Raw genomic sequence first — 25,090 nt, 5'->3', positions numbered from 1 at the left:
GGGGGCCGGGGGTCACGACGATCACCCACACCGGTGACTAGGAACCGAACGCACCCCCGGCCGTCGCACGGGTGAGCGACGGCCGGGAAGGCGAACCAGGACCCGGCACCCGTCAGCCGATCGCGACCTCCGCGTACATCCGGGCGATCACGTCCTCGATGGCCGGCTCGCGCACCGACAGGTCCACCAGCGGGTAGCGCGCGGCGACCGCCGCCACGATCGGCGCGGCGCTCTCCTGGGCCGGGAAGGCCAGCCACTGGCGCGACCCCTCGACCCGGGTGACCCGGGCCCCGGGCACCTCGACCGGGTGCCCGAGTTCCTGCGCGAGGTCCACCACCAGCGTCCGCTCGCTGCGGCCGGTGGCGTGCAGCCCCTCCAGCCCGCCGTCGTACACCAGCCGGCCGTGGTCGATCACCATCACCCGGCCGCAGAGCTGCTCGATGTCGGTCAGGTCGTGGGTGGTGAGCAGCACGGTGGTGCCCCGGTCCCGGTTGACCTCGCGCAGGAACTCCCGCACCCGGCCCTTGCTGACCACGTCCAGGCCGATGGTCGGCTCGTCCAGGTAGAGCACCCGGGGGTCGTGCAGCAGCGCCGCCGCGAGGTCGCCGCGCATCCGCTGGCCGAGCGAGAGCTGGCGCACCGGGGTGTCCAACAGCCCGCCGAGGTCGAGCAGTTCGACGCAGCGGTCGAGGTTCTCGCGGTACCGGGCGTCCGGGATCCGGTAGATCCGGCGGGCGAGCTCGAAGGAGTCGCGCAGCGGCAGGTCCCACCAGAGGGTGGTGCGCTGGCCGAAGACGACGCCGATCCGGCGGGCCAGCGCGACGCGCTCCCGGGTCGGGTCGACCCCGGCCACCCGCAGCCGTCCGGAGCTGGGGACGAGGATGCCGGTGAGCATCTTGATGGTGGTGGACTTGCCGGCCCCGTTGGGCCCGATGTAGCCGACGCACTCGCCGGCCTCGACGGTGAAGCCGAGCCCGTCCACCGCGCGGACCTCGCGCCTGGCCCGGCTGAACCGGCCGGTGCGGGTCCGCACGGTGAAGGTGCGGTGGACGTCCTGGAGTTCGATCAGTGCCATGGGGTTCCTCACGAAGCGAAGCGAAGCGGGGAGGTCAGCTGCCGGTGCCGCGGTAGGCGCGCAGCCCGGCCCGCCAGGCGAGTCCGGCGGCGAGGACGCAGACCGCGGCGGCCACCGGGGAGGCGAACTGGAAGGCGGTGGGCAGGCCGAGCGGGTCGGGCCGGTCGAGGATGCGCAGCGTGGGCAGCCAGTTGACGAAGGCCAGCGGGACGCCGAAGACCACCGCGGCGACCAGCTCCTTGGCGAAGATCGTCGGCGGGTAGTGCAGCAGGGTCGCGCCGCCGTAGGTGAAGGAGTTCTGGATCTCCTTGGACTCGCCCCACCAGAACTGGACGGTGGCGCCGCCGACGTAGACCGCGCCGAAGATGACGGTGCCGCAGAGCAGCAGGACGGGCACCAGCAGCACCCGGTCCCAGGTCCAGTGCACGTCCAGGGCGGTCAGCGACCAGACCAGCACCGCGACGGCCTGGAGCGGGCGGCCGAGCCGGCGCAGCGAGAAGCGCTCCGCGCACAGCTGGGAGAGCGCGGGCGCGGGCCGGATCAGCATGGTGTCCAGCGAGCCGCTCCGGATCCGCGCGCCCAGGCCCTCGGCCGAGCCGACCAGCAGGTTGGCCGTGCCGAGCGAGAAGGCCGCGGTGGCGTAGAGGAAGGCGGTCTCCGGCAGGCTCCAGCCGCCGAGCCGGTCGGTGTGCCGGAACATGATCACCAGCACCACGAAGTCGAGGGAGTGGGTGACCAGGCTGGCCACCAGGTTCAGGGCGAAGGAGGCCCGGTAGGCCATCATCGAGCGCATCCACATCCGGGCGCAGAGCCACCAGGAGCGCAGCGCCCAGGCGGCGCGGGGCCCGAGGGGCTCGCGGGGCCCGAAGGAGTCGCGGGGCCCGAGGGGCTGCCGTGCGAGCTGCTCAGCCACCCTGCACCACCACCCTGCGGGTGGCCAGCCACTGGGCGCCCCGCCCGGCGGCGAGCAGCACCGCCGCCCAGCCGAGCTGGAAGCCGAGCGCCCCGAGCAGCGCGGCGCCGCCGGTCCGCTCCAGGAAGACGTCGGTGGGGACGTTCACCAGCGCCGACCAGGGCAGCACCCGGCCGAGTTCGCCGAGCCAGCCGGGGAACAGCGCGACCGGCAGCAGCATCCCGGAGAAGAACATCGAGACCACCAGCATCACCGAGCGCACCCCCTCCGAGTCGTGCAGCCAGAAGCCGGTGATCGAGACCAGGAACCGCAGCCCGAAGCTGACGATCACCGCGAGCAGCGCCGAGAGCAGGAAGAACGCCCAGGTCAGCGGGTGTTCGGGCAGCCGGATGCGGAACACCAGCGCGCCGATCAGCATCGGCACGGTGCCGCGCACCAGCGCCTGGAAGCCGGCCCGGCCGAGGTCGGAGGCCAGCCACCAGCCCTGGAAGTCGACCGGGCGGTAGAGGTCGACGGCGATGTCGCCGCTGCGGAAGCGGTCCTGGAGGTCGTCCTGGAAGCCGCCGCCCCACACCGCGACGGTGACCAGCAGGCTCTGGCTGACCCAGATGTACGTGACGGCCTGGCTCTGGTCGTAGCCGCCGAGGCCGGGGCGGGCCTGCCAGAGGGCGAGGAAGGAGGAGGCCAGGATGATGCCGAAGACGGTGTTGGTGAAGGTGCCGGCCACGGTGGCGGCCCGGTAGGTGGAGTAGCGGCGGAAGGCGCCGCGGGCAACGGCGGCGTAGAGCATATTGTCTCCTTGTCGACAAATATGGGCAGAGGGAGGCGCCCCTCGACATCCGCGCACGCCCCAGCGGCTCCGACCGGCCGTACCCGGGGGGTGCCGGGCCTGGCGGGCGGAGCTGCGGAAGTCGGTGCGCCGGAAAGCCGGTGCACTGGAAGGCCAGTGCACCGAAAAGTCGGTGCGCTATGCGGTTTTCACCTTTCACCGTACCTCCGGCCCGCACCACCCGCACCCGGTTTTTCCGACCTGAGCCGACGTCAAATAGCAGATAATCTCGGCATGACCTTGAGCACCCGCCGCCAGGCCAAACGGGCCGCCCGCCGCGAGGCCCGCCGCGCCCTCCCGCTCTGGCGCCGGCTCCTGCCCACCTGGCGGATCACCCTCGGCACCCTCACCGCGCTGCTCCTGCTCGCCGCCGGCGGCTTCGCCGTGCTCTACGTCATCGTCCCGGTGCCCGACCCCAACGCCCACGCCGTCGCCCAGAACAACATCTACCTCTACGCCGACGGCACCACCGAGATCGCCCGCACCGGCGCCGTCAACCGCACCGACGTCACCATCGACCAGATCCCGCTCCCGACCCAGCAGGCCGTCGTCTCCGCCGAGGACCGCACCTTCTACCAGAACCGCGGCGTCGACCTGAAGGGCATGCTCCGGGCCGGCTGGAACACCCTGCTCGGCAAGGGCATGCAGGGCGGCTCCACCATCACCCAGCAGTACGTCAAGAACTACTACCTCACCCAGGACCGCACCATCGAACGCAAGGGCCGCGAACTGCTCATCGCCCTCAAGGTCGACCAGCAGCGCGACAAGCGCGAGATCCTCGCCGGCTACCTCAACAGCAGCTACTTCGGCCGCGGCGCCTACGGCATCCAGAGCGCCGCCCACGCCTACTACGGCGTCGACGTCTCCCAACTCACCCTCGGCCAGGGCGCCTACCTCGCCTCCCTGCTCCAGGCCCCCAGCCTCTACGACGTCAAGACCGCCACCCCCGCCAACCGCGAGAAGGCCGTCGCCCGCTGGAACTACGCCCTCGACGGCATGGTCCAACTCGGCTTCCTCACCCCCGCCGACCGCGCCGCCACCACCTTCCCCGACCCGATCGACCCCCAGCCCGCCACCGGCCTCGCCGGCCAGGCCGGCTACCTGGTCGGCGTCGCCGACGACTACCTCGTCTCCTCCGGCACCATCGACGCCGCCACCCTCAAGGCCGGCGGCTGGCGCATCACCACCACCTTCGACAAGCCCCGGCAGGACGCCTTCGCCAAGGCCGTCCAGGAGCAGCTCACCGGCGAACTCGACCCCCAGGCCCGCCCCACCACCGACACCGACGTCCGGGTCGCCGGCGCCTCCGTCGAACCCGCCACCGGCCGGGTCGTCGCCGTCTACGGCGGCCCCGACTACGCCAAGCAGCCCTACAACGACGCGCTGCGCCAGGACAACCAGATCGGCTCCACCTTCAAGCCCATCGACCTCGCCGCCGGCCTGGTCGCCCAGCACGACCTCGACGGCCGCCCGATCACCACCGAGTCCCGCTACGACGGCACCAGCGAACGCCCCGTCACCGGCGGCCCCACCCCCTACGCCCCGCCCAACGAGGACGGCGTCGACTACGGCAACATCACCCTGCGCTACGCCATGGTGAAGTCCGTCAACTCCGTGTACGCGCAGGAGGGCGTGGACGCCGGACTCGCCCGCGTCCGGGAGACCGCCGTCAGGCTCGGCATCCCCGACAGCGTCCGCGGCATGGACCCGGCCAACACCTCGATGACCCTCGGCACCGCCACCCCCAGCGCCCTCGACCTGGCCGGCGCCTACGCCACCCTCGCCGACCACGGCCAGGCGCACACCCCCTGGTCCGTCCTCAAACTCGAACGCGTCAACCCCGGCGGCGCCGTCGACGTCCCCAAGATGCCCGAGCACAACCCCACCGACGCCCTCGACCGGGAGATCGCCGACTCCGTCACCGACGTGCTGCGCGACGTCATCAGCCCGCGCGGCACCGGCGCCGCCGCCCTCGACCTCGGCCGCCCCGCCGCCGGCAAGACCGGCACCACCGACTCCAACCTCTCCGCCTGGTTCGCCGGCTACACCCCCGAACTCGCCACCACCGTCGGTCTGTTCCGGGAGAACCCGAAGACCCACGCCAAGGAACCGCTGGCCGGCACCGCCGGACTCAGCCGGATCAACGGCGGCGCCTTCCCCACCCGGATCTGGACCGCCTACACCGCCGCCGCCCTCGACGGCACCCCCACCCAGGACTTCGACCTCCGGACCGGACACGGCGCCACCACCGCCACCCCCTGGCCCGGCGTGTCCGCCGGCAGCAGCCCCAGCGCCACCACCCCGACCACCGCCCCGGCCGCCGGCGGCGAACCCGCCACCACCGACCCGGCCCCCGGCACGCCCGCCGGCCACACGCCCAGCGCCCCCGCCGCCACCGGCCAGCCCCCCACCGGTCCCAACACCCCCAGCCCGCAGGCCACCAGGCCGACGACCACGGACCCGGAGCAGCCCAGCCCCACCCCGAAGCCCACCCTGGTCCAGCCGACCCGCCCCACGGCCCTGCCCAGCGCCACCGGCGGCCCCGCGAGCCACCCGGTGCCGCCGCCCCCGACGCCCTGAGCCCCCGATCGGCTCCCGGTCAGCCCCTGAGCTCCTTCTCCAGCGGGGTGCGGAACCGCGGCGTCACCCGCACCTCGCCCAGCCAGCCCGCCAACCGCTCCGCCTCCGCCGCGACCGCCCGCTCCGCCTCCGCCCCGGCCCCCCGGAACAACCGCCACACCACCTCGCCGTCCGCGCGCTGCGTCCAGCCGCCCACCACCTCGCCGCACCACCACACCGTCGGCCCGGCGTTGCCCGCCCGGTCGAACAGCGCCGGCACGTCCTCCGGCCGCAGGTACCAGTCCCGCCCGCGCCAGCCCATCACCGCCGGGTCCAGCGCGGGCAGCAGCGCCGCCCACGGCTCCGGCTCCGCCACCGGCCCCTCGTCGCCCGGCAGCACCAGGGCGGGCGCCCCGTCGGCCAACGCCACGTCCAGCGCCCCGAGATCGGCCAGCGCCCGGCGGACGTCCCCCAGCGTCCAGCCCGTCCACCACTTCACGTCCTCGACCGTCGCCGGCCCGTACGCCGCCAGCCAGCGCCGCACCACCTCGGCCTTCGCCTCCCGCACCGGCACCTCCGGCCACTGCGGCACCAGCGCCCACGGGTAGCTGCTGCTCAGCCACGACCCGCGCGGACGGCAGCGGCGCACGTGCCCGTCCGAGGCCAGCAGCCGCAGCAGCCGGCTGCCCACGCTCTGCCGCGCCTCGTACGCCTTGCCCGCGGACATCAGCATCGTCTCGCGCAACTGCGGTACGTCCTCGGAGAGTTCCTTGGTCGTCGCCTCGCCGCGCCCGGCCAGCGCGGCCAGCACCTCGCGCTCCGCCTCCGCCAGCCTGGCCTCGTCCCAGCCCTCGGCGTGGTCCCGCAGGTGCTTCAGCAGCGTCGCCCGCTCCTTCGCCGCGATCGCCCGTGCCGCCGCCGAACTCACGTACGGGGCCAGGCCCTCCGTCACCGCGAAGATCGTCCGCCGCATCGACAGCAGCTTCACCAGCGAGACGTCCTCGTACAGCGCCCGGTCCACCTCCGCCGCCGAGGGCTCGGCCAGCCGCGCGCAGGCCGACAGGTACACCGTGGCCGCGTCCGTCGCGTGCAGCCCGACCACCGCGTCGGCCACGTCCTCCACCCGCGCCGCCCGCACCGACGGCGCCAGCAGCTGACGCCGCCCCAGCCTGGCCCGACGCTCCCCGTCCCCGATCACCGGCACACTCATGCCGGGACCCTAGCGCGCGGCACCGACAACGCCCCCGATCCCCGCGGCGGAACGCCATGTCGCGGACCCCCGCCGCGAAAGCACGGTGCCCCCGACCCGGGTCGGGGCACCTCAGGGCACGGAGCGGATCAGACCGTCACAGGTACAGCCCGGTCGAGCCCTCCGTGTCGCCGAAGCGGGTGGCGGCGACGGCGTGCAGGTCGCGCTCGCGCAGCAGCACGTAGGTGGCGCCGCGGACCTCGACCTCCAGCTTGTCCTCCGGGTCGTACAGCACCCGGTCGCCGGGCTCCACCGAGCGCACGCTCTGGCCCACCGCGACGGCCTCCGCCCAGGTACAGCGCTTGGACAGCTCCGCCGTGGCCGGGATCAGGATGCCGCCGGTCGAACGGCGCTCGCCCTCGCCGCCCTCGATCCGCACCAGCACGCGGTCGTGCAGCATCCGGATCGGCAGCTTCTCGCCGAGCCGGTCGTGGCGGGCGGGCTCCTGCGCGTCGTCGGAGCGCGTCGGTTCGTGGTTCGTACTCACGGTCCCGAAGGTACCTCCCCCGGGCGCGGGGCGTGACGCTGGCCCGGTATCCGGAAGGCCCGGCAGGCGGAGCGCCGGGCACCCGGAAGCCCGGGCACGCGAAAGGCCGGGCACCCGTCGCGCCCGGCCCCGCCGTCCCGCTGTGCGCTCAGCCCTTGCGGCGCTTGCGCGCCGAGGCGACCAGCAGCACCAGGCCCACGCCGACCAGCGCGGCCGGGACGATCCGCTCGCGGCGCGGCTGCCCCTTCTCGTCCACGAACTGCGCCCGGACCTTCTCCACCACGCCGCTGGCGGCCACGTACGCCCGGGCGGTCTTCTCCTCGACGGCGGCCACCGCCTTGGCCTTGACCTGGGCGGTCACCGTGCTCGGGTGGACGCGGACGGCCAGCTCGTCCAGGGTCGACGCCAGCCGGTCACGCGTCCGCTCGATGTCCGCCTCGATCTGGGCGGTCGTCCGCGCCGACTTGTCCTGCGTGCTCGCCTCGCCCACTCGGGCCACCCCATTCACTCGCCGATGTTGTTCCATCCGATCCCTGCGATCGGTGCGACTGACCCAGTGTGTCAGCTGCCGCACACGGTCGCGCGGCCCCACCCACCATCGGAGGTAAGTTTGCCGTGGTACGACCGCCCGTCCCAGCATCCAGGAGAGTACGACCGTGAGTGAGCGTCTCCAGCCCGGCGACACCGCGCCCGCCTTCAGCCTGTCCGACGCCGACGGCAACCAGGTGTCCCTCGCCGACCACGCGGGCCGCAAGGTCATCGTCTACTTCTACCCCGCCGCCCTGACGCCCGGCTGCACCAAGCAGGCCTGCGACTTCACCGACAACCTGGAGGTCCTCGCGGACGCCGGCTACGACGTCATCGGCATCTCCCCGGACAAGCCGGAGAAGCTCGGCAGGTTCCGCGAGGCCGAGAACCTCAAGGTCACCCTGCTGTCCGACCCGGACAAGGAGGTGCTGGAGGCGTACGCCGCCTTCGGCGAGAAGCAGAACTACGGCCGCACGTACCTGGGCGTCATCCGCTCCACGATCGTCGTGGACGAGCACGGCAAGGTCGAGCACGCGTTCTACAACGTGCGGGCCACCGGCCACGTCGCCAAGCTGCTGCGCGACCTCAAGGTCGGCGCGTAAGCGTCGGCGCGTAAGCACGGCCGGTACGACGAAGCGGTGGCGGCACACCCCCCGACCGGGTGCACCGCCACCGCCGTCCTCACCTCAGCGGACCGCCCTGATCAGCAGGTCCCGAGGTCGCTCCAGACGCCCCACGAGCCGCTGGCCGCGGGGTCGTCGCCCTTGGTCCACCACTTGTTCTGGTAGTAGTGGCCCTTCCACGAGACCTTGGTGGGCGTCGCGTAGGTGGTGCCGGCGTCCCAGCTCGGGGCGGCCGCGCAGGTGCCCGAGGTCGGGGTCGCGGTCGGCGTCGGCGTCCCGGTCGGGGTGGCCGTCGGCGTGCCGGTCGGCGTGCCCGTGGGGGTCGGCGTCGGGGTGGCCGTCTGCGACGGCGTCGGGGTCGGGGTCGGCGTGCCGCCGTCCACCGCGCCGCGGGTCAGGTCGCCCTTGATCCCGTACAGCGTGCCGCCCACGTTGACCGTCCAGTTCGACGGGGTGGACACCGGCAGGTAGTAGACGAAGTCCATGTCGATCGAGGCGCCCGGCGCCAGCGACTGCCAGCCCGGCAGCTTGACCGACACCCGGTTGTAGGTGCCCTTCAGGCCGCCCACGTTGCCCGGGCCCGGGTTGTCCTGCTTGATGACCTGGAGGCCGAAGCCGGACTGGTCCTTGGCGTTGCCCGGGGCCGAGTTGCCGTAGTCGAACTGGAACTCGGTGCCGCCCGGCAGGGTCAGCGTCGAGTTGTTGACGATGTGCAGCTTCGGGTTGATCGGGTAGTTCGAGTCGCCCAGCGCGAAGTTGGTGAACGACACGTCGATCGGCAGGGTCTGCTGCGGCAGCGCGGTCGTCGCGCGGACCGCGCCGTACGGGGCCGCCGACTTGAACTTGTCGTACATCAGCGAGGTCAGCGTCGAACCGGGCACGTACTCGCCCTTGCCGCCGTTGGCGGCCGCGTCCCACTTGTAGTCGCCCGCGAGCTCCCAGATCATCGCGCCGCCGGCGCCCTGGTTGACGATGTAGTCCGCCTTGGCGCCCACCGACTGCTCGTCCTCGGTGGAGAGGAACACCTTCTTGGCGTCGTTCCACAGCCACGGCGCCACCAGCGCGGAGCTGTAGTTGCGGGTGTAGGTGCCCTGCAGCGCGGTGTCGGAGACGCCGTACTTGGCCAGGTAGTCGGGCAGGATGCCCTTCTCCAGGTTCTTGGCGTGCCACATCGGGTTCGACCCGGCCGGGGACTCCTTGCCCGCGTCGTCCTTGTCGTTCCAGATGTTGTCGATGCCGACCGCGCCGTCACCGCAGGCCGTCAGGCCGGAGCCGGCCGGGCAGGTGGTCGCCGAGGCGGTGCCCCAGAGGCCGTTGGTGCCGCCCTGCACGTTCTTGAAGCCGCGGGTGTAGTACGGCAGGCCGACGTTGATCCGGCCGCCGGGCATCGAGCCGCGGAAGTAGTGGTACGACCAGTCGGCGTTCAGGTAGCCGATGCCGCCGTACTGCCCGGTGCCGTAGACGTTGGCGGCGGCCAGCTCGCCGTCCTTGCCGTCGTCGTACAGCGAGGCGTTCGGGCCGACGTACTTGTTCCAGGCGCCGTGCAGGTCGTACGACATGATGTTGACGTAGTCCAGGTACTTCGCCACCTGGAAGGTCTCCATGCCGCGCAGCAGGTAGCCGGAGGACGGGGCGGCGACCGACAGCAGGTAGTGCCTGCCGTCGGCGGCGCCGGCCTTGTCCAGGCTCTCGCGCAGGGTCTTCATCAGCGCCGCGTAACCCTTGGCCAGCGAACCGCGCTTGGCGTTGGCGAGCTGCCAGTCCAGCGGGTTGCCGGCGTCCTTCATCGAGGTCGGGTACTCGTAGTCGACGTCGACGCCGTTGAAGCCGTACTTGCGGATGAAGTCGACCGAGGAGGCGGCGAAGGTGTCGATGCCGGCCTGGTTGACGCTGCCGTCCGGGTTGACGGTCATCGAGTAGAAGCCGCCGGAGTTGACGCGCTTGCCGTCGTCCCCGAAGTAGCCGCCGGTCTCGGTCCAACCGCCCACCGAGATCAGGGTCTTGACGTTCGGGTACTGCTTCTTGAACTTCGTCAGCAGGTTGAAGTGGCCCTTGTACGGCAGGCTCGGGTCCAGCTCGGCGCCGGGGACGCCGGGGAAGGAGATCCCGGTGGCCTCGTTGGTCGGGCCGTCGGTGCCGACCGAGAGCTTGTTGTCGCCGCCGACGTGGCCGAAGGCGTAGTTGAGGTGGGTGACCTTGTCCCAGGGGATGTCGGTCGCCAGGTACGGGGCGTCGCCGTTCTTGCCGGTGCGCCAGCCGGTGAAGTAGCCGATGATGCGGCGCTGGTGGTCCGCGCCCATCTTCTCGCGCCCGCTGGTGTCGTAGACGGAGCAGTACGGGACGTCCACACCGGGCGTCTGGTACAGGCCGTCGGGCCGACAGGCCGCGTTGTCGACGGCCGCCGACGCCTGCGAGGGCGCCGCACCCAGCGTCGCCATCAGCAGTCCGGCCAACGAGGCCGCCGCGAGCGAGGCCACACCGGCGCGGGCCGCCGGGCTCTTCCGGCGGTGCGCGGCGGTGGGACGCCGCTCCGCCGTGTTTCGGATCAACACTCGGTCCTCCAGGAGAGAGTGTCGGCGCGTGCCTGTGGGGGAGCACGCACGTGGGGGGTTGCAATTGGCGGAGAAGCTATGTGGTCTGAACCACATAGGTCAATAGGTCTGTACCAATTGGTAATCAACAGCCAAACATCACAGGTCGGGAGCGCGCGACATCCAGTCAGCCCCCTGGCCGAAACCCACCGCCACCCGTAACCCGACCCCGCCCCGCTCGTTGGCCCATCCGAGGGAGGACCCGCACGAGCCCGCACTGGGGGCCATCATGCCGGTCACGTACACCCGCGAGCTGCTGGCTTCGCTCGCCGCCGAGTCGAGCAGCGTGAACGAGATGATGCGCAAGCTCGGCATCCCGATGGCGCGTGGCACACACAGCTACCTCACCAAGCGGCTCCACCACTACGGCATCGACACCGCACACTTCGACCAGGGCTGCCGCTCCTACCGTCAGCGCCAGTACTCGAAGGAGGCGCTGGCCGAAGCCGCAGCCCTCGCGACCACGCTCGACGAGATGCTGCTCGCGCTCGATCGCGAGCCGAACGAGTACAACCGCAAGTACCTGCGGCAACGGATCAAGGCGTACGGCGTCGACGCCTCGCACTTCCCGACGCCCGGGACGATCTACACGAAGGAGCTGCTCCAGGAGGCCGTCGCCGCATCCCACAGCGTGGCCGGCGTCGTACGCTACCTCGATCGACGACAGGCCGGCGGCACCCAGGCCCACATCGGGCGGCGCATCAAGGACCTCGGCATCGACACGTCGCACTTCACCGGACAGGCCCACAATCGCGGCGGGCACGCTCCGACGCGGATCCCAGCCGATCAACTGCTGGTCCGACGCGCCCAGAGCGCGAAGCGAATCCCCGGCGCTCGAATCCGTAGTGCGCTGGCCGAACTCGGCCGACCCGAGCTGTGCGAGGACTGCGGCACCGGGCCGGAGTGGCGAGGACGCCCCATGACGCTGGAGGTCGACCACGTCAACGGCGACTGGTCGGACAACCGCCCGGGCAACCTCCGGCTGCTCTGCCCGAACTGCCATGCCATCACCGATACCTACTGTCGCCGGAAGAATCGTGCCACCACCACGCGCGACAGCCGGTAGGCTTGACCTGGCACGCGCCTGTACTCCAGCTGGCAAGAGAGATGCGGCTTAGAACCGCAGTGTCGTGGGTTCGAGTCCCACCGGGCGCACCAGGCCAGATGGCCCGCTCCCCTTCGAATCGAAGGGGAGCGGGCCATCTTCGTTACTGCGGGGCGTCAGGCGATGAGGTCCTTCACCACCGGGGCGAGGGCGCGGAAGGCCTTGCCGCGGTGGCTGATGGCGTTCTTCTCGTCGGCCGTGAGCTCCGCGCAGGTGCGGGTCTCGCCGAGGGGCTGGAGGATCGGGTCGTAGCCGAAGCCGCCCTCGCCGGCCGGGGCGGTGCGCAGGGTGCCGAGGAGGCGGCCCTCGACGACGCGCTCGGTGCCGTCGGGGAGGGCGAGGGCGGCGGCGCAGAAGAAGTGGGCGCCGCGGTGCGGCTCGGCGATGTCGGAGAGCTGGGCGAGCAGCAGGTCGAGGTTGGCGCGGTCGTCGCCGTGCTTGCCGGACCAGCGCGCGGAGAAGATGCCGGGCGCGCCGTTCAGCACGTCCACGCAGAGGCCGGAGTCGTCGGCGACGGCGGGCAGGCCGGTGGCGCGGGCCAGGGCGTGGGCCTTGAGCAGGGCGTTCTCGGCGAAGGTGACGCCGGTCTCGGGGACGTCCGGGATCTCCGGGTAGGCGTCGGCGCCGACGAGTTCGACGTCCAGGCCGGCGTCCGCCAGGATGGCGCGGAGCTCGGTGACCTTGTGCTGGTTGCGGGTGGCGAGGATCAGGCGGGTGGACATATCGCCCACCCTACCGAGTGGCCGGAGGCGGTCAGCCGGTGCAGAGCGAGGTGAGGTTGCCGGCCGCGTTGCCGAGCGGCTTGAGGTCCGGGACCTCGTTCCTGTCCGCCGCCCGCTGCACGTTCTCGACCTGCTTCTGCAGATCGGTCACGGCCTTGGCGACGTCGGTGTTCTTGGAGTTCTTCCCGACCTGGTCGAGGTCGTTCTTGAGCTTCTGCAGGGCCTTCCCGGCGGCCGCCGAGTCGTTGCTCGCGTTGTCGTACGCCTGGGTGACGTCGGCGAGGTCGCCGGTGATCCTCACGGCGGTGTTGCCGCAGTCGAGCGCCTTCTGGGCGGCGGAGCAGCTCACCATGCTGAGCGGGAGGATCGCGATGAGTCCGGCCACGGCGAGGGCGGCGGGGCGGGCGATGCTCGACGGCATCCGATCCTCCTGGGGGGGCGCGGGTTCCGTGGGGTGGGACGCGCGCAGAGGGGTGCGCGGTTCCCGCAGCGGGGGTGCTGCGGGAACCGTACGGTCTCCGGACCCGGCCTGTACAGCAGGCCGACCGTCAGGTCGACCCTTCGGCGGGCCGTTCGCCCCGCGGCCCCACCCGCGGCCCGTACGCGCGTCCGTACCGGTCCGAACGGCCGTCCCCACCCACGGGTTGACCGTCCGTCCGTTCCGCTCCACGGCCGCGGGGCCCTCGCCGGTTCAGCCTTCCAGGGCCTTGCGCTGGATCTCGTCGAGCTCCGCGCAGCCGAGGCTGCCGAGGTCGAGCAGCCGGTCGAGCAGCTCGCGGTCGAACGGGGCGCCCTCGGCGGTGCCCTGGACCTCGACGAAGCGGCCGTCGGAGGTGCAGACGATGTTCATGTCGGTCTCGGCGCGCACGTCCTCCTCGTACTGGAGGTCGAGCATCGGGACGCCGTCGATGATGCCGACGCTGACGGCGCTGACGCCGCCGGTGATCGGCTGGCCCTTGGCGCGCAGCAGCTTCTTGTCGCGGGCCCAGGCGACGGCGTCGACCAGGGCGACGTAGGCGCCGGTGATGGCGGCGGTGCGGGTGCCGCCGTCGGCCTGGAGGACGTCGCAGTCGAGGACGATGGTGTTCTCGGCGAGCGCGCGGTGGTCGACCACGGCGCGCAGCGAGCGGCCGATGAGCCGGCTGATCTCGTGGGTGCGGCCGCCGATGCGGCCCTTGACGGCCTCGCGGTCGCCGCGGGTGTTGGTGGCGCGCGGGAGCATGGAGTACTCGGCGGTGACCCAGCCCTCGCCGCTGCCCTTGCGCCAGCGGGGCACGCCCTCGGTGACGCTGGCGGTGCACAGCACCTTGGTGTCGCCGTAGGAGATGAGGACGGAGCCTTCGGCGTGCTTGCTCCAGCCCCGTTCGATGGTGATCGGGCGGAGCTGGTCGGGGGTGCGGCCGTCGATGCGTGACATAGGCACTGAGCGTAGTCGCTCCGGGGGGCCGCTTCCGGAGGCGAGCCGGAGAGGGCGGGGACGCGCCACGGCCCGCCGTCCCCCTGAGCGGGTCGGCGGGCCGGGCGGGCTGAACCTGGGTGGTTCAGCTCACATCATGTCCTCGATGTCGGCGGCGATCGGGTCGGCGTCGGTGCCGATGACGACCTGGATCGCGGTGCCCATCTTCACGACGCCGTGGGCGCCGGCGGCCTTGAGGGCGGCCTCGTCGACCAGGGAGGCGTCCTTGACCTCGGTGCGCAGGCGGGTGATGCAGCCCTCGACCTCTTCGATGTTGTCGATGCCGCCCAGACCGGCGACGATCTTCTCAGCCTTGCTGGCCATCTGGTTTCTCCCTCTGTCTCGGCCCTTCGGCGGCTCTGCCGGGTGCCGTCCTGCGCTGGTGCTGGGTGTCCCTCGACCGTCGTGCGGTGAGGTGCGTGCCGGTGGCTGACGCGGGTTCGGCCGCGGTCGGCCTGCGAGCGGCGCGACCAGCATCACCCGTGCCGGTCCGGTCCGCCACGTTAGTCCACTTTCGGCCCATTCCGGCGGGCAGGCTCCGGATCGCCGCCCGAGGATGACGATCAGCGGGGCTCGCGCCTCCGGAGTGCGACCTGCGTCAAGTGGTCTACACCAATATATGTGTACTCCGACGAACGCGGGAACGGCCCCGGGTGTTCCCGAGCCCTGCCCGAGGGTCCCGCCGGGCCCCCGGCAGGCAACTGCTCTCGGAGGGCGAAGGATGAGTTCGGCAGGCGCCACGGCCCCGCAGGCCAAACGATGGCACATCTTCTACGGCGGCCTCCAGAAGATGGGCCGCTCCCTGCAGCTCCCGGTGGCGGTGCTCCCCGCCGCGGGCATCCTCAACCGCCTCGGCCAGCCGGACGTGTTCGGCAAGGACGGCCTCGGCTGGGACAACGTCGCGAAGGTCTTCGCCTCCGCCGGCGGCGCGCTGCTCGACTCCTCCTTCGGCCTGCCGCTGCTGTTCTGCATCGGCGTCGCGATCGGCATGGCGAAGAAGGCGGACGGCTCGACGGCGCTCGCCGCCGTGGTCGGCTTCCTGGTGTACTACAAGGTCCTGCACGCCTTCCCGGAGAGCTGCAAGCCGCCGACGGTACTGGTCAGCGACCAGTGCGTGGACTACAGCTCGGCGAAGGCGGCGGCCGCGACGTTCCAGAACCCGGGGGTGCTCGGCGGCATCCTGATCGGCCTGATGTCGGCCTGGCTGTGGGTGCGGTTCCACCGCACCAAGCTGGTCGACTGGCTCGGCTTCTTCAACGGCCGCCGCCTGGTGCCGATGATCACCGCGCTGGTCGGCATGCTGACCGCCGTGGTGGCGCTCTGGGTCTGGCCGCCGATCGGCCGCGGCCTGAACGACTTCTCGCAGACCCTCTCCGACCTGGGCGCGGGCGGCGCCGGCATCTTCGGCCTGTTCAACCGGGCCCTGCTGCTGATCGGCATGCACCAGCTGCTGAACACCTTCGTCTGGTTCCAGTTCGGGGAGTTCACCAGGCCGGACGGCGCGATCGTGCACGGCGACATCCCGCGCTTCCTGGCGGGCGACCCGACGGCCGGCCAGTTCCAGTCCGGCTTCTTCCCGATCATGATGTTCGCGCTGCCGGCCGCCGCGCTCGCGATCGCGCACTCGGCGAAGCCGCACCGGCGCAAGGAGATCTACGGCCTGATGCTCTCGGTCGGCCTGACCTCCTTCGTGACGGGCGTCACCGAGCCGATCGAGTACTCCTTCGCCTACATCGCCCCGGCCCTGTACGCCGTGCACGCGCTGCTGACCGGCGCCTCGATGGCGGTGACCTGGGGGCTCGGGGTGCACGACGGGTTCAGCTTCTCGGCCGGCCTGATCGACTACGTGATCAACTGGGGACTGGCCACCAAACCGTGGCTGATCATCCCGATCGGCCTCTGCTTCGCCGTCGTGTACTACGCGCTCTTCCGGTTCATCATCGTCAAATTCAACCTGAAAACTCCCGGCCGGGAGGACGAGGCCGAGGTCGAGGACGTCACCAAGGCCTGAACCCGGGCGTCACCCGAGTTATCCCCGCAAAGGCCTCCGGACCACCGGTCCGGGGGCCTTCGGCATTTCCGAAAGCCCGGCCGAGCGGGCCCAACGCGCCTGGCAGGGCCCACCGGAGCACGCTGTGCTTTTGTTGCGCGATTAGCCAAAATCGATTTTGTTGCGCAGTCGGCCAAAATCCCAATCGCGGTCGCTACCATGATCGCCATTCGGTAAGTAGGTTTCGATTTCATAGCGCTTCCCGGCGACACCGCTTTCCGGGGTTCCTCGACTTCTCCACCCGTGCTACAAAACTGGTCTACACCACGTGTGGTGTAGACCAGTTCGCGGTTCGGCCCCTGTGCCTTCCCCCCGACCGACCGCCATGCCGTTAGGAACCCACCCCCATGAGTCAGTCTGCGCAGGCACCGGCGCCCGCCACGGCTCCGGCCTCACCCAGCCCCGCCAAGAAGTTCGGCCAGAACCTCCTCCAGGGTCTGCAGAAGATCGGTCGCAGCCTCCAGCTGCCCATCGCCGTGCTCCCCGCAGCCGGTCTGCTGATGCGTCTCGGCCAGGACGACGTGTTCGGCAAGGACGGCCTCGGCTGGGACAAGGTCGCCGCGGTGTTCAACACCGCCGGCACCTCGGTCTTCGACGCTCTGCCGATGCTCTTCGCGGTGGGTATCGCGATCGGCTACGCCAAGAAGGCGGACGGCTCCACCGCCCTCGCCGCCCTGGTCGGCTTCCTGGTGTACAAGAACGTGCTCACCGCGTTCCCGATCACCGAGTACAAGATCCTCCCCGGCAAGGACGAGGCGGCCACCTACCAGAACCCGGGTGTGCTCGGCGGCATCGTGATCGGCCTACTGGCCGCGGTGCTGTGGCAGAAGTACCACCGCACCAAGCTGGTCGACTGGCTCGGCTTCTTCAACGGCCGCCGCCTGGTCCCGATCATCATGGCCTTCGTCGGCACCGCCGTCGGCGTCTTCTTCGGTCTGGCCTGGGGCCCGATCGGCGACGCCATCAAGAGCCTGAACGACACCCTGATCGGCGCCGGCGCGTTCGGTGCGGGCGCCTTCGGCCTGGTCAACCGCGGTCTGCTGCCGGTCGGCATGCACCAGTTCGTGAACTCCTACGCCTGGTTCCAGACCGGTGACTTCACCAAGCCCGACGGCACCGTCGTGCACGGCGACCTGACCCGCTTCTTCGCCGGCGACCCGACCGCCGGACAGTTCATGTCGGGCTTCTACCCGATCATGATGTTCGCGCTGCCCGCCGCCGCGCTGGCCATCGCCCACGCCGCCAAGGCGCACCGCCGCAAGGCCGTCACCGGCATGATGGTCTCGCTGGCCCTGACCTCCTTCGTGACCGGTGTCACCGAGCCGATCGAGTTCGCCTTCGTCTTCATCGCCCCGGTCCTGTACGTCATCCACGCGCTGCTCACCGCCGTCTCGATGACCGTCACCTGGGCGCTCGGCGTGCACGACGGCTTCACCTTCTCCGGCGGCCTGATCGACTACGCGCTGGCCTGGAACAAGGCCACCGACCCGTGGATGATCATCCCGCTCGGCCTGGCCTTCGCCGCGGTCTACTACTTCCTGTTCCGCTTCGCGATCACCAAGTTCGACCTCAAGACCCCCGGTCGCGAGGACGACGACGAGATCGAGGACGTCACCAAGGCCTGACGCCCGCGTCACCGCCCGCTCCCGAGGCCCCGTCCCGCCGCTGCTCCCCCAGCGGCGGGGCGGGGCCTTCGGCGTACCCGGGCCGCGCCCACGCGGCTCCGGCGGGTCCCCGACCGGACTCCCGGCGGGCTCCGGCGGGCTCCGGCGGGCTCAGGCGGGCTCAGGCGGGCGGAAACGACGGTTGACGAACCGCCGGACGCCCTGGTCAACTGAAGCGGTGAACGCCTCGTGCCCGCTGGTCACCCGCAGCCACATCGACTTCGGTCGCGTGTGGTCCGCGGCGTGTCGCGGCTGAGCTGACCGTTCCCCCACCGCCGCCCGGCTGACGTCCCGCCCGGCGCCGGTCCTCCCTCCCCCGCCCGTACGGGCTCCGCCCGCGGGCCGCCACTGCGCTCCGGCGCGCCCCCGCGCACCCGTGTCCCCGTACGGGCGCGCCGGTGCCCGCACGCGTCCGCACGAGGAAGCCAGGCTCACCATGCCCCGCCAGTTGCACCTGTCCGCAGCCCTCGACAGCCCCGGCCGTCTCGACGCCGGGCACTACACCGCCCTCGCCCGCCTCGCCGAGCGGGCCACCCTGGACTTCGTCACCCTCGACGACTCCTTCGCCGCCCAGCCGAGCCGCCCCGACGCGCTCGCCGCCCTCGCCCGGACCGCCCCGCTGACCGGCCGGGTCGGGCTGGTGCCGACTGTCACCACCACCCACACCGAGCCCTTCCACACCTCGATCTCGGTCAACACCCTGGACTGGGTGAGCGAGGGCCGGGCCGGCTGGCTGGTCGGCGTCTCCACGACCGAGGCCGAGGCGCGGGCCTTCGGCCGCCGCCCCGTCGCCGCCGAGGACGAGCTGTGGGCCGAGGCCGCCGACGCCGTCGAGGTGGCCGCCCGGCTCTGGGACAGCTGGGAGGACGACGCGGAGATCCGCGACACCGCCACCGGACGGTTCATCGACCGCGACAAGCTGCACTACATCGACTTCGAGGGCCCGCGCTTCTCCGTCCGCGGCCCGTCCATCACCCCGCGCCCGCCGCAGGGCCGCCCGGTGGTCGTGGTGCCCGTCGCCGCCGCCGACCTCGCGCCGGACGCCTCCCCGGGCGGGCGGGCCCGGGTCGACGCCGCGATCCGGCACGCCGACGTCGTCCTGCTCGACGCCCCCGACCGCGCCACCCGGCTGACCGCCGCCACCGAACTGCGGCTGCGGGCCGGCGAGAACCTGCGCGTTCTCGCCCGGCTCGACGCCGACCTGTCCGCCCTGCCCGACCGGGCCGCCGACGAGCGGCTGCTCGCCGAGCTCACCGCGCCCGGCACCGGCGTCGACGGCTTCCACCTCTCCCCCGCCGACCCGTCGCGCGACCTCGCCGCGCTGGCCGACCGGATCGCCCCCGCCCTGCGCGCCGCCGGACTGCTGCGCACCGGGTACACCGGCCGCACCCTGCGCGACCACCTCGGCCTGGCCCGCCCGGCCAGCCGCTACGCCGCCCGCCCCGCCGACGGCTCCCCTGCCTCCCCCGCCTTCACCGCCGCTCCCGCCCTCGCCGAGGTGACCCGATGACGGACCGACCGCTCAAGCAGATCCACCTCGCCGCGCACTTCCCCGGCGTCAACAACACCACGGTGTGGAGCGACCCGGCCGCCGGCAGCCACATCGAGTTCTCCTCCTTCCGCCACCTCGCGCAGACCGCCGAGCGCGGGAAGTTCGACTTCTTCTTCCTCGCCGAGGGCCTGCGGCTGCGCGAGACCAAGGGCCTCATCCACGACCTCGACGTGGTCGGCCGCCCCGAGTCGATCACCGTGCTGAACGCGCTGGCCGCCGTCACCGAACGGCTCGGCCTGGCCGCCACCGTCAACGCGACCTTCAACGAGCCGTACGAACTGGCCCGCCGCTTCGCCTCGTTGGACCACCTCTCCGGCGGCCGCGCGGCCTGGAACGTGGTCACCTCCTCGGACGCCTTCACCGGGGAGAACTTCCGCCGCGGCGGGTACCTGGACCGCGCCGACCGCTACACCCGGGCCGCCGAATCCGTCCAGCTGGCACGGGAGTTCTGGGACGCTGGGGAGGAACCCGTCCGGCACTCCGGCCCGCAGTTCGAGGTCGAGGGCAGGCTCTCGCTGCCGCGGCCGCCGCAGGGCCACCCGGTGGTGATCCAGGCCGGGGACTCCGACGAGGGGCGCGAGTTCGCCGCCGCCACCGCCGACGTGGTCTTCTCCCGGCACTCCACCCTCGCCGACGGCCAGGCCTTCCACGCCGACGTCAAGCGCCGGCTCGCCGCGTACGGCCGCAAGCCGGACGAGCTGAAGATCATGCCCGGGGCCACCTTCGTCCTCGGCGACACCGACGCCGAGGCGGACGAACGGGCCCGGGAGATCCGCCGGGCCCAGGTGAGCCCGCAGACCGCGATCGCCTTCCTGGAGCAGGTCTGGGGCGTCGACCTGTCCGACCACGACCCGGATGGGCCGCTGCCGGCCGTCGACCCCGACCCGGACAGCGGCCTGGTCCAGGGCCGGGTCCGGCACGCCGACCCGGTGGCCGTCGCCGAACGGTGGCGGGCGGTGGCCGCGGAGAAGAAGCTGACCAGCCGCGAACTGGTGATCGAGCTGACCGGCCGGCAGTCCTTCATCGGAGCGCCCGCCACCGTCGCCGCCGAGATCGACCGCTTCGTGCAGAGCGACGCGGCCGACGGCTTCATCCTCGTCCCGCACCTCACCCCGGGCGGCCTGGACGAGTTCGTCGACCGCGTGGTCCCGCTGCTCCAGGAGCGCGGGGTCTTCCGCACCGACTACACCGGCCCCACCCTGCGGGACCACCTCGGGCTGCCCGTCCCCGGCCTGCGCTAGAGCCGTACGCCCGCCGACGGAACGGCCGTGCGCGGTCAGCCGGTGCGGCGGCGGCGGATCAGCACGAAGGCCCCCGCACCGGCGCCGACCAGCAGCGCGCCGACGCCCGCGATCAGGCCGGTCCGGTCGCTGTCCGCACCGGTGGAGGCCAGGTTCGCGTCCACCGGCCGGGCGGCCGCGGCGGGAACGTTGTCCGCGGACAACACGGCGGGCTGCGAAGCGGCCGGAGCGGGGGCGGCCGGCGCCGTGGTGGTGTCGCCGGCCGGCTGGGCGACGCCCGCGCCGCCGTCCGGCTTCGGCTGCGAGCCGTCGGAGCCGGCCGGCCCGGTCGAGGGCTCGCCGGCCTTGTGGGTGCCGGTCGGTGAGGGCTTCGGCGCGGGGGCGACGACCTCGGTGGTGGCGCCCTGCGAGCACATGGTGGTGCCCCGGAAGGGCATCTCCTCGCCCTCGTTGACGAACACGCAGGGGTTCAGCGCCGTCCTGCCCAGCGGGCTGTCGGCGGGGTAGCTGACCCGGACCCGCCGGGTAGTCGAACTCTGGGGCGCCGCCGAGGAGTTGCGACCGTCCAGGTAGTGGCCCGCCACGGGCTCCGCCGGGGCCGTGACGCCCGGCACGGTGGTCCACTTCCCGTCGGCGCCGCGGACCTCGACCTTGGCGAGGCGGTCGGTGAACAGCACGTTGCCGAGGTTGGTGTAGGCGGACGGCGTCGGGTTCGAGAGCACCGCGTCGAACTCGACGGGCTCGCCGCCCGCGACGACCTCGGCCGGGACCCCGGACACGCCGTTGCTGATCCCCTCCACCTTGACCACGTGGCTGTCGGTGAGCGGCGGCTCGACCGGGGAGTCCTGCGACCAGCCCTTGACGCCGGTGCGAAAGGTGAGGCTCGGACCGGTGCCGCCGTTGGTGGCCCCGTCGTGGGGCCTGCCCATCGGCACGCCGAGCCGCAGCCGGACGTCGGTGCCGCCCGCCGGGACCACGACCTTGCCGGTGCCGCCCGCGTTGACCACCTTGTCCGTCCCGGGGCGCTCCGTCAGCTCCACCGGCAGCCAGCCGCCGGTCAGCTCGCTGAAGTAGTCGAGGCTCAGGGCGTTCGGCGGCGTCCCGAGGTCGCTCTCGATCTCGAAGTCCAGCACGACGGAGGTGCCCTGGTCACCCGGGTTGCCGAGGTGTTCGGTGAACTCGACCGGCCCGCCCGCGAAGCCGACCACCGCCGGGGTGTGCACGGTGAGGCTGAGCGGCCCGGCGGCGGCGAAGGCCGGGGCCGCGGTCACGGCGCCGCCGGCGAGCAGCGCGGCGGTCAGCGCCAGCGCCGGGGTGAGCCGGCGGGCCCGGTTCAGGGCACGGTTGGTCTTGCGCATGGGATTTCCCCCTGGATATCCGTCCCGGACCGGTACGACCGGATCCGGGCAGCACGAAGCGGGCCTGATGAGTAGTGTGATCGCGTCCGTGCCCGACGGGCCGGCCGTTCCGGCGGCGTTTCCCGCCGCTCACTCACAAGGACGTGCGGGGGGCGCGGAGGTTGCGGGTCGTCCCGAAGCATTTTTCCGGGAATCCCGCCCGACCCCGCCGGCCCGCTCTCAGACCTCGCCGGTCCGCTCTCAGACCTCGTACACCGCGCCGGCCCGGGCGACCTCGACCGGCCCGGGGTAGGCCGCCGCGGCGTCCCGCCGGTTGTGCTCGGCGTCGGTCCACGGGGGGATGTGGGTCAGGACGAGCCGGCGGGCGCGGGCCGCGGCGGCGTGCTCGCCGGCCTCGCGGCCGTTGAGGTGGACGGCCTGGTAGGTGTCGCGCCCGTCGATGTACGCGGCCTCGCAGAGGAAGAGGTCGGTGTCGCGGGCGAGTTCGACGAGTTCGGCGCTCTCGCCGGTGTCCCCGCTGTAGACCAGCGAGCGGCCGTCGTGCTCCAGCCGGAAGGCGAAGGCGTCGACGGGGTGGTTGACCTGGGCGACGTCGATCCGGAACGGGCCGAGCCGGAAGCCGCCGGGGGTGAGGGTGCGGAACTCGAACACCTCCTTCATGCCGGGGTTCTCCGGCATGTCGTAGGCGCGGGCGAGCCGCTCGGCGGTGCCGGCCGGACCGTACACGGGCAGCAGTTCGGGGCAGCCCTCGGCGCGGTAGTTGCGGGCCACCCAGTAGGCGCACAGGTCGACGCAGTGGTCGGCGTGCAGGTGGCTGAGCAGGACGGCGTCGACGTCGTAGAGGCCGGTGTACTTCTGGAGGGCGCCGAGGGCTCCGTTGCCGAGGTCGAGCACGACGCGGTAGCCCTCGGCCTCGACCAGGTAGCTGGAGCAGGGCGAGTCGGCGGCCGGGAAGCTCCCCGAGCACCCCACCACGGTCAGTTTCATCCGAGCCCCTCCGCCCCGACACATCCTGGCTGCTGCTGGAAAACGGCATCGCCGTCCTCCACGGGCACAGCGTGGAAAACAGCATGGAAAACGGCAGGCCGGGCCCGGTGGACCGGCCGGTAGCACTGCGTTGGTGTGTCGAGGGTAAGGGCGGAGCGGCACTTTGCCCCCGTCCCCGTGCCGGGCTGTGGGCGGAATCACCAGAACGCCCGGGGCGGGGGCGCGGGCGGTTGACGGGCCGGGGGATCAGCGGCGGCGGGGCCGGTTGCGGGCCCAGCTGCGGATGGTGAACGGGTACCACCGCGGGTGGCCGCTGCCGTCGATCACGTCCGGATCGGGCAGCAGCCGGTGCCTCCGGTAGCTGCGGACAGTCTCGCGCCGGACGTTGATGTGGCGGGCGATCTCGGCGTAGGACCACAGCTCGGGGCCACGGGCCACGGGGCACCTCCGGGGGACGGGGGCGGACGTTCGTGACGCAGCCTTGCCGGGACGGCCGGGGCTCCGGGCGCAGAACGGGCATTGTGGCAGTTCCGTGACGAACCGGGAGCAATGCGCGGACAAATGCCCGGACGGGTGTCCGGCCGTCGCGGTGGTGGCGTTCACCCCCGGCCCGGTACGGTTCGCCGCATGAACGGCATGACCGCTACCTGGCTCGTCCTGTCGCTGCTGGGCGTCGCGCTGCTGGCCGCCTCCGCGGCGGCGCTGGTGCGGCGCACCCGTCCGGCGCCGCGTCCGTCCGGGCCGGCCGGTCCGCGGCCGCGGCCGGGGCCGGGGGCCGGCCCGCGGCCGCAGGAGGTCTGGTGGGCGCTGGTGCCGTTCGAGGACGGCCCCGGTGCCAAGGACCGCCCGTGCCTGGTGCTGCGGGTGCGCGGCCGGACCGCCACCGTCGCGAAGATCACCAGCAAGCACCACGCGGAGCGCCCGGGCGTGCTGCCGCTGCCGCCCGGCGTGGTGGGCGACCGGCAGGGCCGGGCCAGCTGGCTGGAGACCGACGAGCTGCGCGAGGTGCCGCTGGCGGACTTCCGCCGCCGGGCCGGCACGGTGGACCGGCAGGTCTGGGCCCGGGCGCGGAAGGTGTTGCAGGGCGGATAGGCCCTACGCCCAGAGCTGGCCCTGCAGCGCCTCGACCGCGGCCTCGGTGGACTCGGCGGTGTAGATGCCGGTGGAGAGGTACTTCCAACCGCCGTCCGCGACCACGAAGACGATGTCCGCGCGCTCGCCGGCCGCCGCCGCCTTGCGGCCGACGCCGATCGCCGCGTGCAGGATGGCGCCGGTCGAGACGCCCGCGAAGATGCCCTCCTGCTGGAGGAGTTCACGGGTGCGGCGGACGGCGTCCGCGGAGCCGACCGAGAACCGGGTGGTGAGCACCTCGGCGTCGTACAGCTCGGGGACGAAGCCCTCGTCCAGGTTGCGCAGCCCGTACACCAGGTCGTCGTAGCGCGGCTCGGCGGCGACGATCCTCACGCCGGGGACCTTCTCGCGCAGGTAGCGGCCGACGCCCATCAGGGTGCCGGTGGTGCCGAGGCCGGCCACGAAGTGGGTGACGGTCGGCAGGTCGGCGAGGATCTCGGGGCCGGTGCCGGTGTAGTGGGCACCGGCGTTGTCGGGGTTGCCGTACTGGTAGAGCATGACCCAGTCGGGGTGCTCGGCGGCGATCTCCTTGGCCATCCGGACGGCGGTGTTGGAGCCGCCGGCGGCCGGGGACGGGATGATCTCGGCGCCCCACATGCGCAGCAGCTCGCGCCGCTCCTCGCTGGTGTTCTCGGGCATCACGCAGACCATCCGGTAGCCCTTGAGCTTGGCGGCCATGGCCAGCGAGATGCCGGTGTTGCCGCTGGTGGGCTCCAGGACGGTGCAGCCGGGGGTGAGCCGGCCGTCGGCCTCGGCGCGCTCGATCATGTGCAGGGCCGGGCGGTCCTTGATCGAGCCGGTGGGGTTGCGGTCCTCCAGCTTGGCCCAGAGGGTCACCAGGCCGTCGGCGTTGCCGGGGACGGCGGCGGACAGCCGCGGCAGGCGGACCAGCGGGGTGTTGCCGACGGCTTCGAGCGGACTGTCGTAACGCAAGGGAGGCCTCCGGCCACGGCGGTGAGGGTGGAGAGGG

General features: G+C 72.4%; 23 protein-coding genes and 1 tRNA gene. 9 read left to right on the top strand and 15 right to left on the bottom strand.

The annotated features are described in order from the left end of the window. Positions 1-112: 112 nt before the first annotated feature. The 3 genes from ACFVXH_RS25485 to ACFVXH_RS25475 are packed head-to-tail and all read right to left on the bottom strand — an operon-like array spanning position 113 to position 2,778. Entirely contained in the window at positions 113-1,075 is a 963-nt protein-coding gene (locus tag ACFVXH_RS25485; RefSeq protein ID WP_387827397.1) for an ATP-binding cassette domain-containing protein, read from the bottom strand. Between the two features lie 34 nt (positions 1,076-1,109). After that, on the bottom strand, positions 1,110-1,988 hold the full coding sequence (locus ACFVXH_RS25480) for an ABC transporter permease (protein ID WP_387827394.1): 879 nt from the start codon (positions 1,986-1,988) through the stop codon (positions 1,110-1,112). Continuing rightward, positions 1,981-2,778, bottom strand: a complete 798-nt coding sequence (locus ACFVXH_RS25475) for an ABC transporter permease (protein WP_387827391.1) — start codon at positions 2,776-2,778, stop codon at positions 1,981-1,983. The genes ACFVXH_RS25480 and ACFVXH_RS25475 overlap by 8 nt, the downstream gene beginning before the upstream one ends. Before the next feature lie 273 nt (positions 2,779-3,051). On the opposite strand from ACFVXH_RS25475, the gene ACFVXH_RS25470 reads away from it, so the two are divergent. Then, positions 3,052-5,397: a transglycosylase domain-containing protein gene (locus tag ACFVXH_RS25470; RefSeq protein ID WP_387827388.1), complete on the top strand. Its 2,346-nt coding sequence runs from the start codon at positions 3,052-3,054 to the stop codon at positions 5,395-5,397. Positions 5,398-5,416: 19 nt separating this feature from the next. Here ACFVXH_RS25470 and ACFVXH_RS25465 read toward each other — a convergent pair whose 3' ends face one another. The 3 genes from ACFVXH_RS25465 to ACFVXH_RS25455 all read right to left on the bottom strand — a co-directional run bounded on the left by ACFVXH_RS25465 (position 5,417) and on the right by ACFVXH_RS25455 (position 7,602). After that, complete coding sequence (locus tag ACFVXH_RS25465; RefSeq protein WP_387827385.1) at positions 5,417-6,586, bottom strand: winged helix DNA-binding domain-containing protein; 1,170 nt, start codon at positions 6,584-6,586, stop codon at positions 5,417-5,419. A gap of 136 nt (positions 6,587-6,722) precedes the next feature. Beyond that, positions 6,723-7,025 carry a co-chaperone GroES gene (locus ACFVXH_RS25460; protein WP_049655715.1) on the bottom strand — a complete coding sequence of 101 codons (303 nt, stop codon included), beginning with the start codon at positions 7,023-7,025 and terminating at the stop codon, positions 6,723-6,725. Positions 7,026-7,260: 235 nt separating this feature from the next. Beyond that, positions 7,261-7,602 (bottom strand): DUF3618 domain-containing protein, encoded by a 342-nt coding sequence (locus tag ACFVXH_RS25455; protein WP_049655697.1) that lies wholly within the window; start codon positions 7,600-7,602, stop codon positions 7,261-7,263. A 166-nt stretch (positions 7,603-7,768) separates the two neighbouring features. Between ACFVXH_RS25455 and bcp the strand changes: the two genes are divergently transcribed. Further along, positions 7,769-8,242: a thioredoxin-dependent thiol peroxidase gene (gene bcp, locus ACFVXH_RS25450; RefSeq protein ID WP_387827381.1), complete on the top strand. Its 474-nt coding sequence runs from the start codon at positions 7,769-7,771 to the stop codon at positions 8,240-8,242. Between the two features lie 101 nt (positions 8,243-8,343). On the opposite strand, the gene ACFVXH_RS25445 is transcribed toward bcp, so the two are convergent. After that, entirely contained in the window at positions 8,344-10,701 is a 2,358-nt protein-coding gene (locus tag ACFVXH_RS25445; RefSeq protein WP_369808333.1) for a chitinase C-terminal domain-containing protein, read from the bottom strand. Positions 10,702-11,083: 382 nt separating this feature from the next. Here ACFVXH_RS25445 and ACFVXH_RS25440 point away from each other — a divergent pair, with 382 nt between their 5' ends. Further along, complete coding sequence (locus tag ACFVXH_RS25440) at positions 11,084-11,920, top strand: HNH endonuclease signature motif containing protein (protein ID WP_387827378.1); 837 nt, start codon at positions 11,084-11,086, stop codon at positions 11,918-11,920. Positions 11,921-11,934: 14 nt separating this feature from the next. Then, a tRNA-Leu gene (locus ACFVXH_RS25435) sits at positions 11,935-12,012 on the top strand. 63 nt (positions 12,013-12,075) lie between these two features. Here ACFVXH_RS25435 and rdgB read toward each other — a convergent pair. From rdgB to ACFVXH_RS25415, 4 genes are all read right to left on the bottom strand, one after another. After that, complete coding sequence (gene rdgB / locus ACFVXH_RS25430; protein ID WP_380742008.1) at positions 12,076-12,681, bottom strand: RdgB/HAM1 family non-canonical purine NTP pyrophosphatase; 606 nt, start codon at positions 12,679-12,681, stop codon at positions 12,076-12,078. Positions 12,682-12,712: 31 nt separating this feature from the next. Further along, positions 12,713-13,102, bottom strand: a complete 390-nt coding sequence (locus ACFVXH_RS25425) for a hypothetical protein (RefSeq protein ID WP_049655703.1) — start codon at positions 13,100-13,102, stop codon at positions 12,713-12,715. Between the two features lie 270 nt (positions 13,103-13,372). After that, entirely contained in the window at positions 13,373-14,098 is a 726-nt protein-coding gene (gene rph, locus ACFVXH_RS25420) for a ribonuclease PH (RefSeq protein WP_049655704.1), read from the bottom strand. Positions 14,099-14,227: 129 nt separating this feature from the next. Then, a complete protein-coding gene (locus ACFVXH_RS25415) occupies positions 14,228-14,461 on the bottom strand; it encodes a glucose PTS transporter subunit EIIB (protein ID WP_030060521.1) in 234 nt (77 codons plus the stop codon). A 397-nt stretch (positions 14,462-14,858) separates the two neighbouring features. Between ACFVXH_RS25415 and ACFVXH_RS25410 the strand changes: the two genes are divergently transcribed. From ACFVXH_RS25410 to ACFVXH_RS25395, 4 genes are all read left to right on the top strand, one after another. After that, positions 14,859-16,148, top strand: a complete 1,290-nt coding sequence (locus ACFVXH_RS25410) for a PTS transporter subunit EIIC (RefSeq protein ID WP_049655706.1) — start codon at positions 14,859-14,861, stop codon at positions 16,146-16,148. A 386-nt stretch (positions 16,149-16,534) separates the two neighbouring features. Continuing rightward, positions 16,535-17,812: a PTS transporter subunit EIIC gene (locus tag ACFVXH_RS25405; RefSeq protein WP_049655708.1), complete on the top strand. Its 1,278-nt coding sequence runs from the start codon at positions 16,535-16,537 to the stop codon at positions 17,810-17,812. A 475-nt stretch (positions 17,813-18,287) separates the two neighbouring features. Further along, positions 18,288-19,361, top strand: coding sequence for an LLM class flavin-dependent oxidoreductase (locus ACFVXH_RS25400; RefSeq protein WP_387827372.1), 1,074 nt, complete (start codon positions 18,288-18,290; stop codon positions 19,359-19,361). Next, entirely contained in the window at positions 19,358-20,644 is a 1,287-nt protein-coding gene (locus ACFVXH_RS25395; RefSeq protein WP_387827369.1) for an LLM class flavin-dependent oxidoreductase, read from the top strand. The genes ACFVXH_RS25400 and ACFVXH_RS25395 overlap by 4 nt, the downstream gene beginning before the upstream one ends. A gap of 35 nt (positions 20,645-20,679) precedes the next feature. Here ACFVXH_RS25395 and ACFVXH_RS25390 read toward each other — a convergent pair whose 3' ends face one another. The 3 genes from ACFVXH_RS25390 to ACFVXH_RS25380 form a co-directional block, all read right to left on the bottom strand. After that, positions 20,680-22,002, bottom strand: coding sequence for an LAETG motif-containing sortase-dependent surface protein (locus ACFVXH_RS25390; protein ID WP_387827366.1), 1,323 nt, complete (start codon positions 22,000-22,002; stop codon positions 20,680-20,682). Between the two features lie 240 nt (positions 22,003-22,242). Further along, a complete protein-coding gene (locus ACFVXH_RS25385; protein ID WP_074005047.1) occupies positions 22,243-22,989 on the bottom strand; it encodes an MBL fold metallo-hydrolase in 747 nt (248 codons plus the stop codon). Between the two features lie 246 nt (positions 22,990-23,235). Then, the gene (locus ACFVXH_RS25380; RefSeq protein ID WP_079272642.1) at positions 23,236-23,427 is read right to left on the bottom strand and encodes a MarR family transcriptional regulator; all 192 of its coding nucleotides are present in this window, start codon (positions 23,425-23,427) and stop codon (positions 23,236-23,238) included. A 198-nt stretch (positions 23,428-23,625) separates the two neighbouring features. Between ACFVXH_RS25380 and ACFVXH_RS25375 the strand changes: the two genes are divergently transcribed. Continuing rightward, complete coding sequence (locus ACFVXH_RS25375; protein WP_387827592.1) at positions 23,626-24,081, top strand: type II toxin-antitoxin system PemK/MazF family toxin; 456 nt, start codon at positions 23,626-23,628, stop codon at positions 24,079-24,081. A gap of 3 nt (positions 24,082-24,084) precedes the next feature. Here the strand turns inward: ACFVXH_RS25375 and ACFVXH_RS25370 are convergent, their stop codons facing one another. Beyond that, the gene (locus ACFVXH_RS25370; protein WP_049654320.1) at positions 24,085-25,053 is read right to left on the bottom strand and encodes a PLP-dependent cysteine synthase family protein; all 969 of its coding nucleotides are present in this window, start codon (positions 25,051-25,053) and stop codon (positions 24,085-24,087) included. Positions 25,054-25,090 lie beyond the last annotated feature (37 nt).

Origin of the sequence: Kitasatospora sp. NPDC058184, assembly GCF_042883725.1 — a bacterium.
Lineage (GTDB): Bacteria > Actinomycetota > Actinomycetes > Streptomycetales > Streptomycetaceae > Kitasatospora.
The sequence above is the reverse complement of the archived record's forward strand: the minus strand, read 5'-3'. Positions and strand labels throughout refer to the sequence as shown.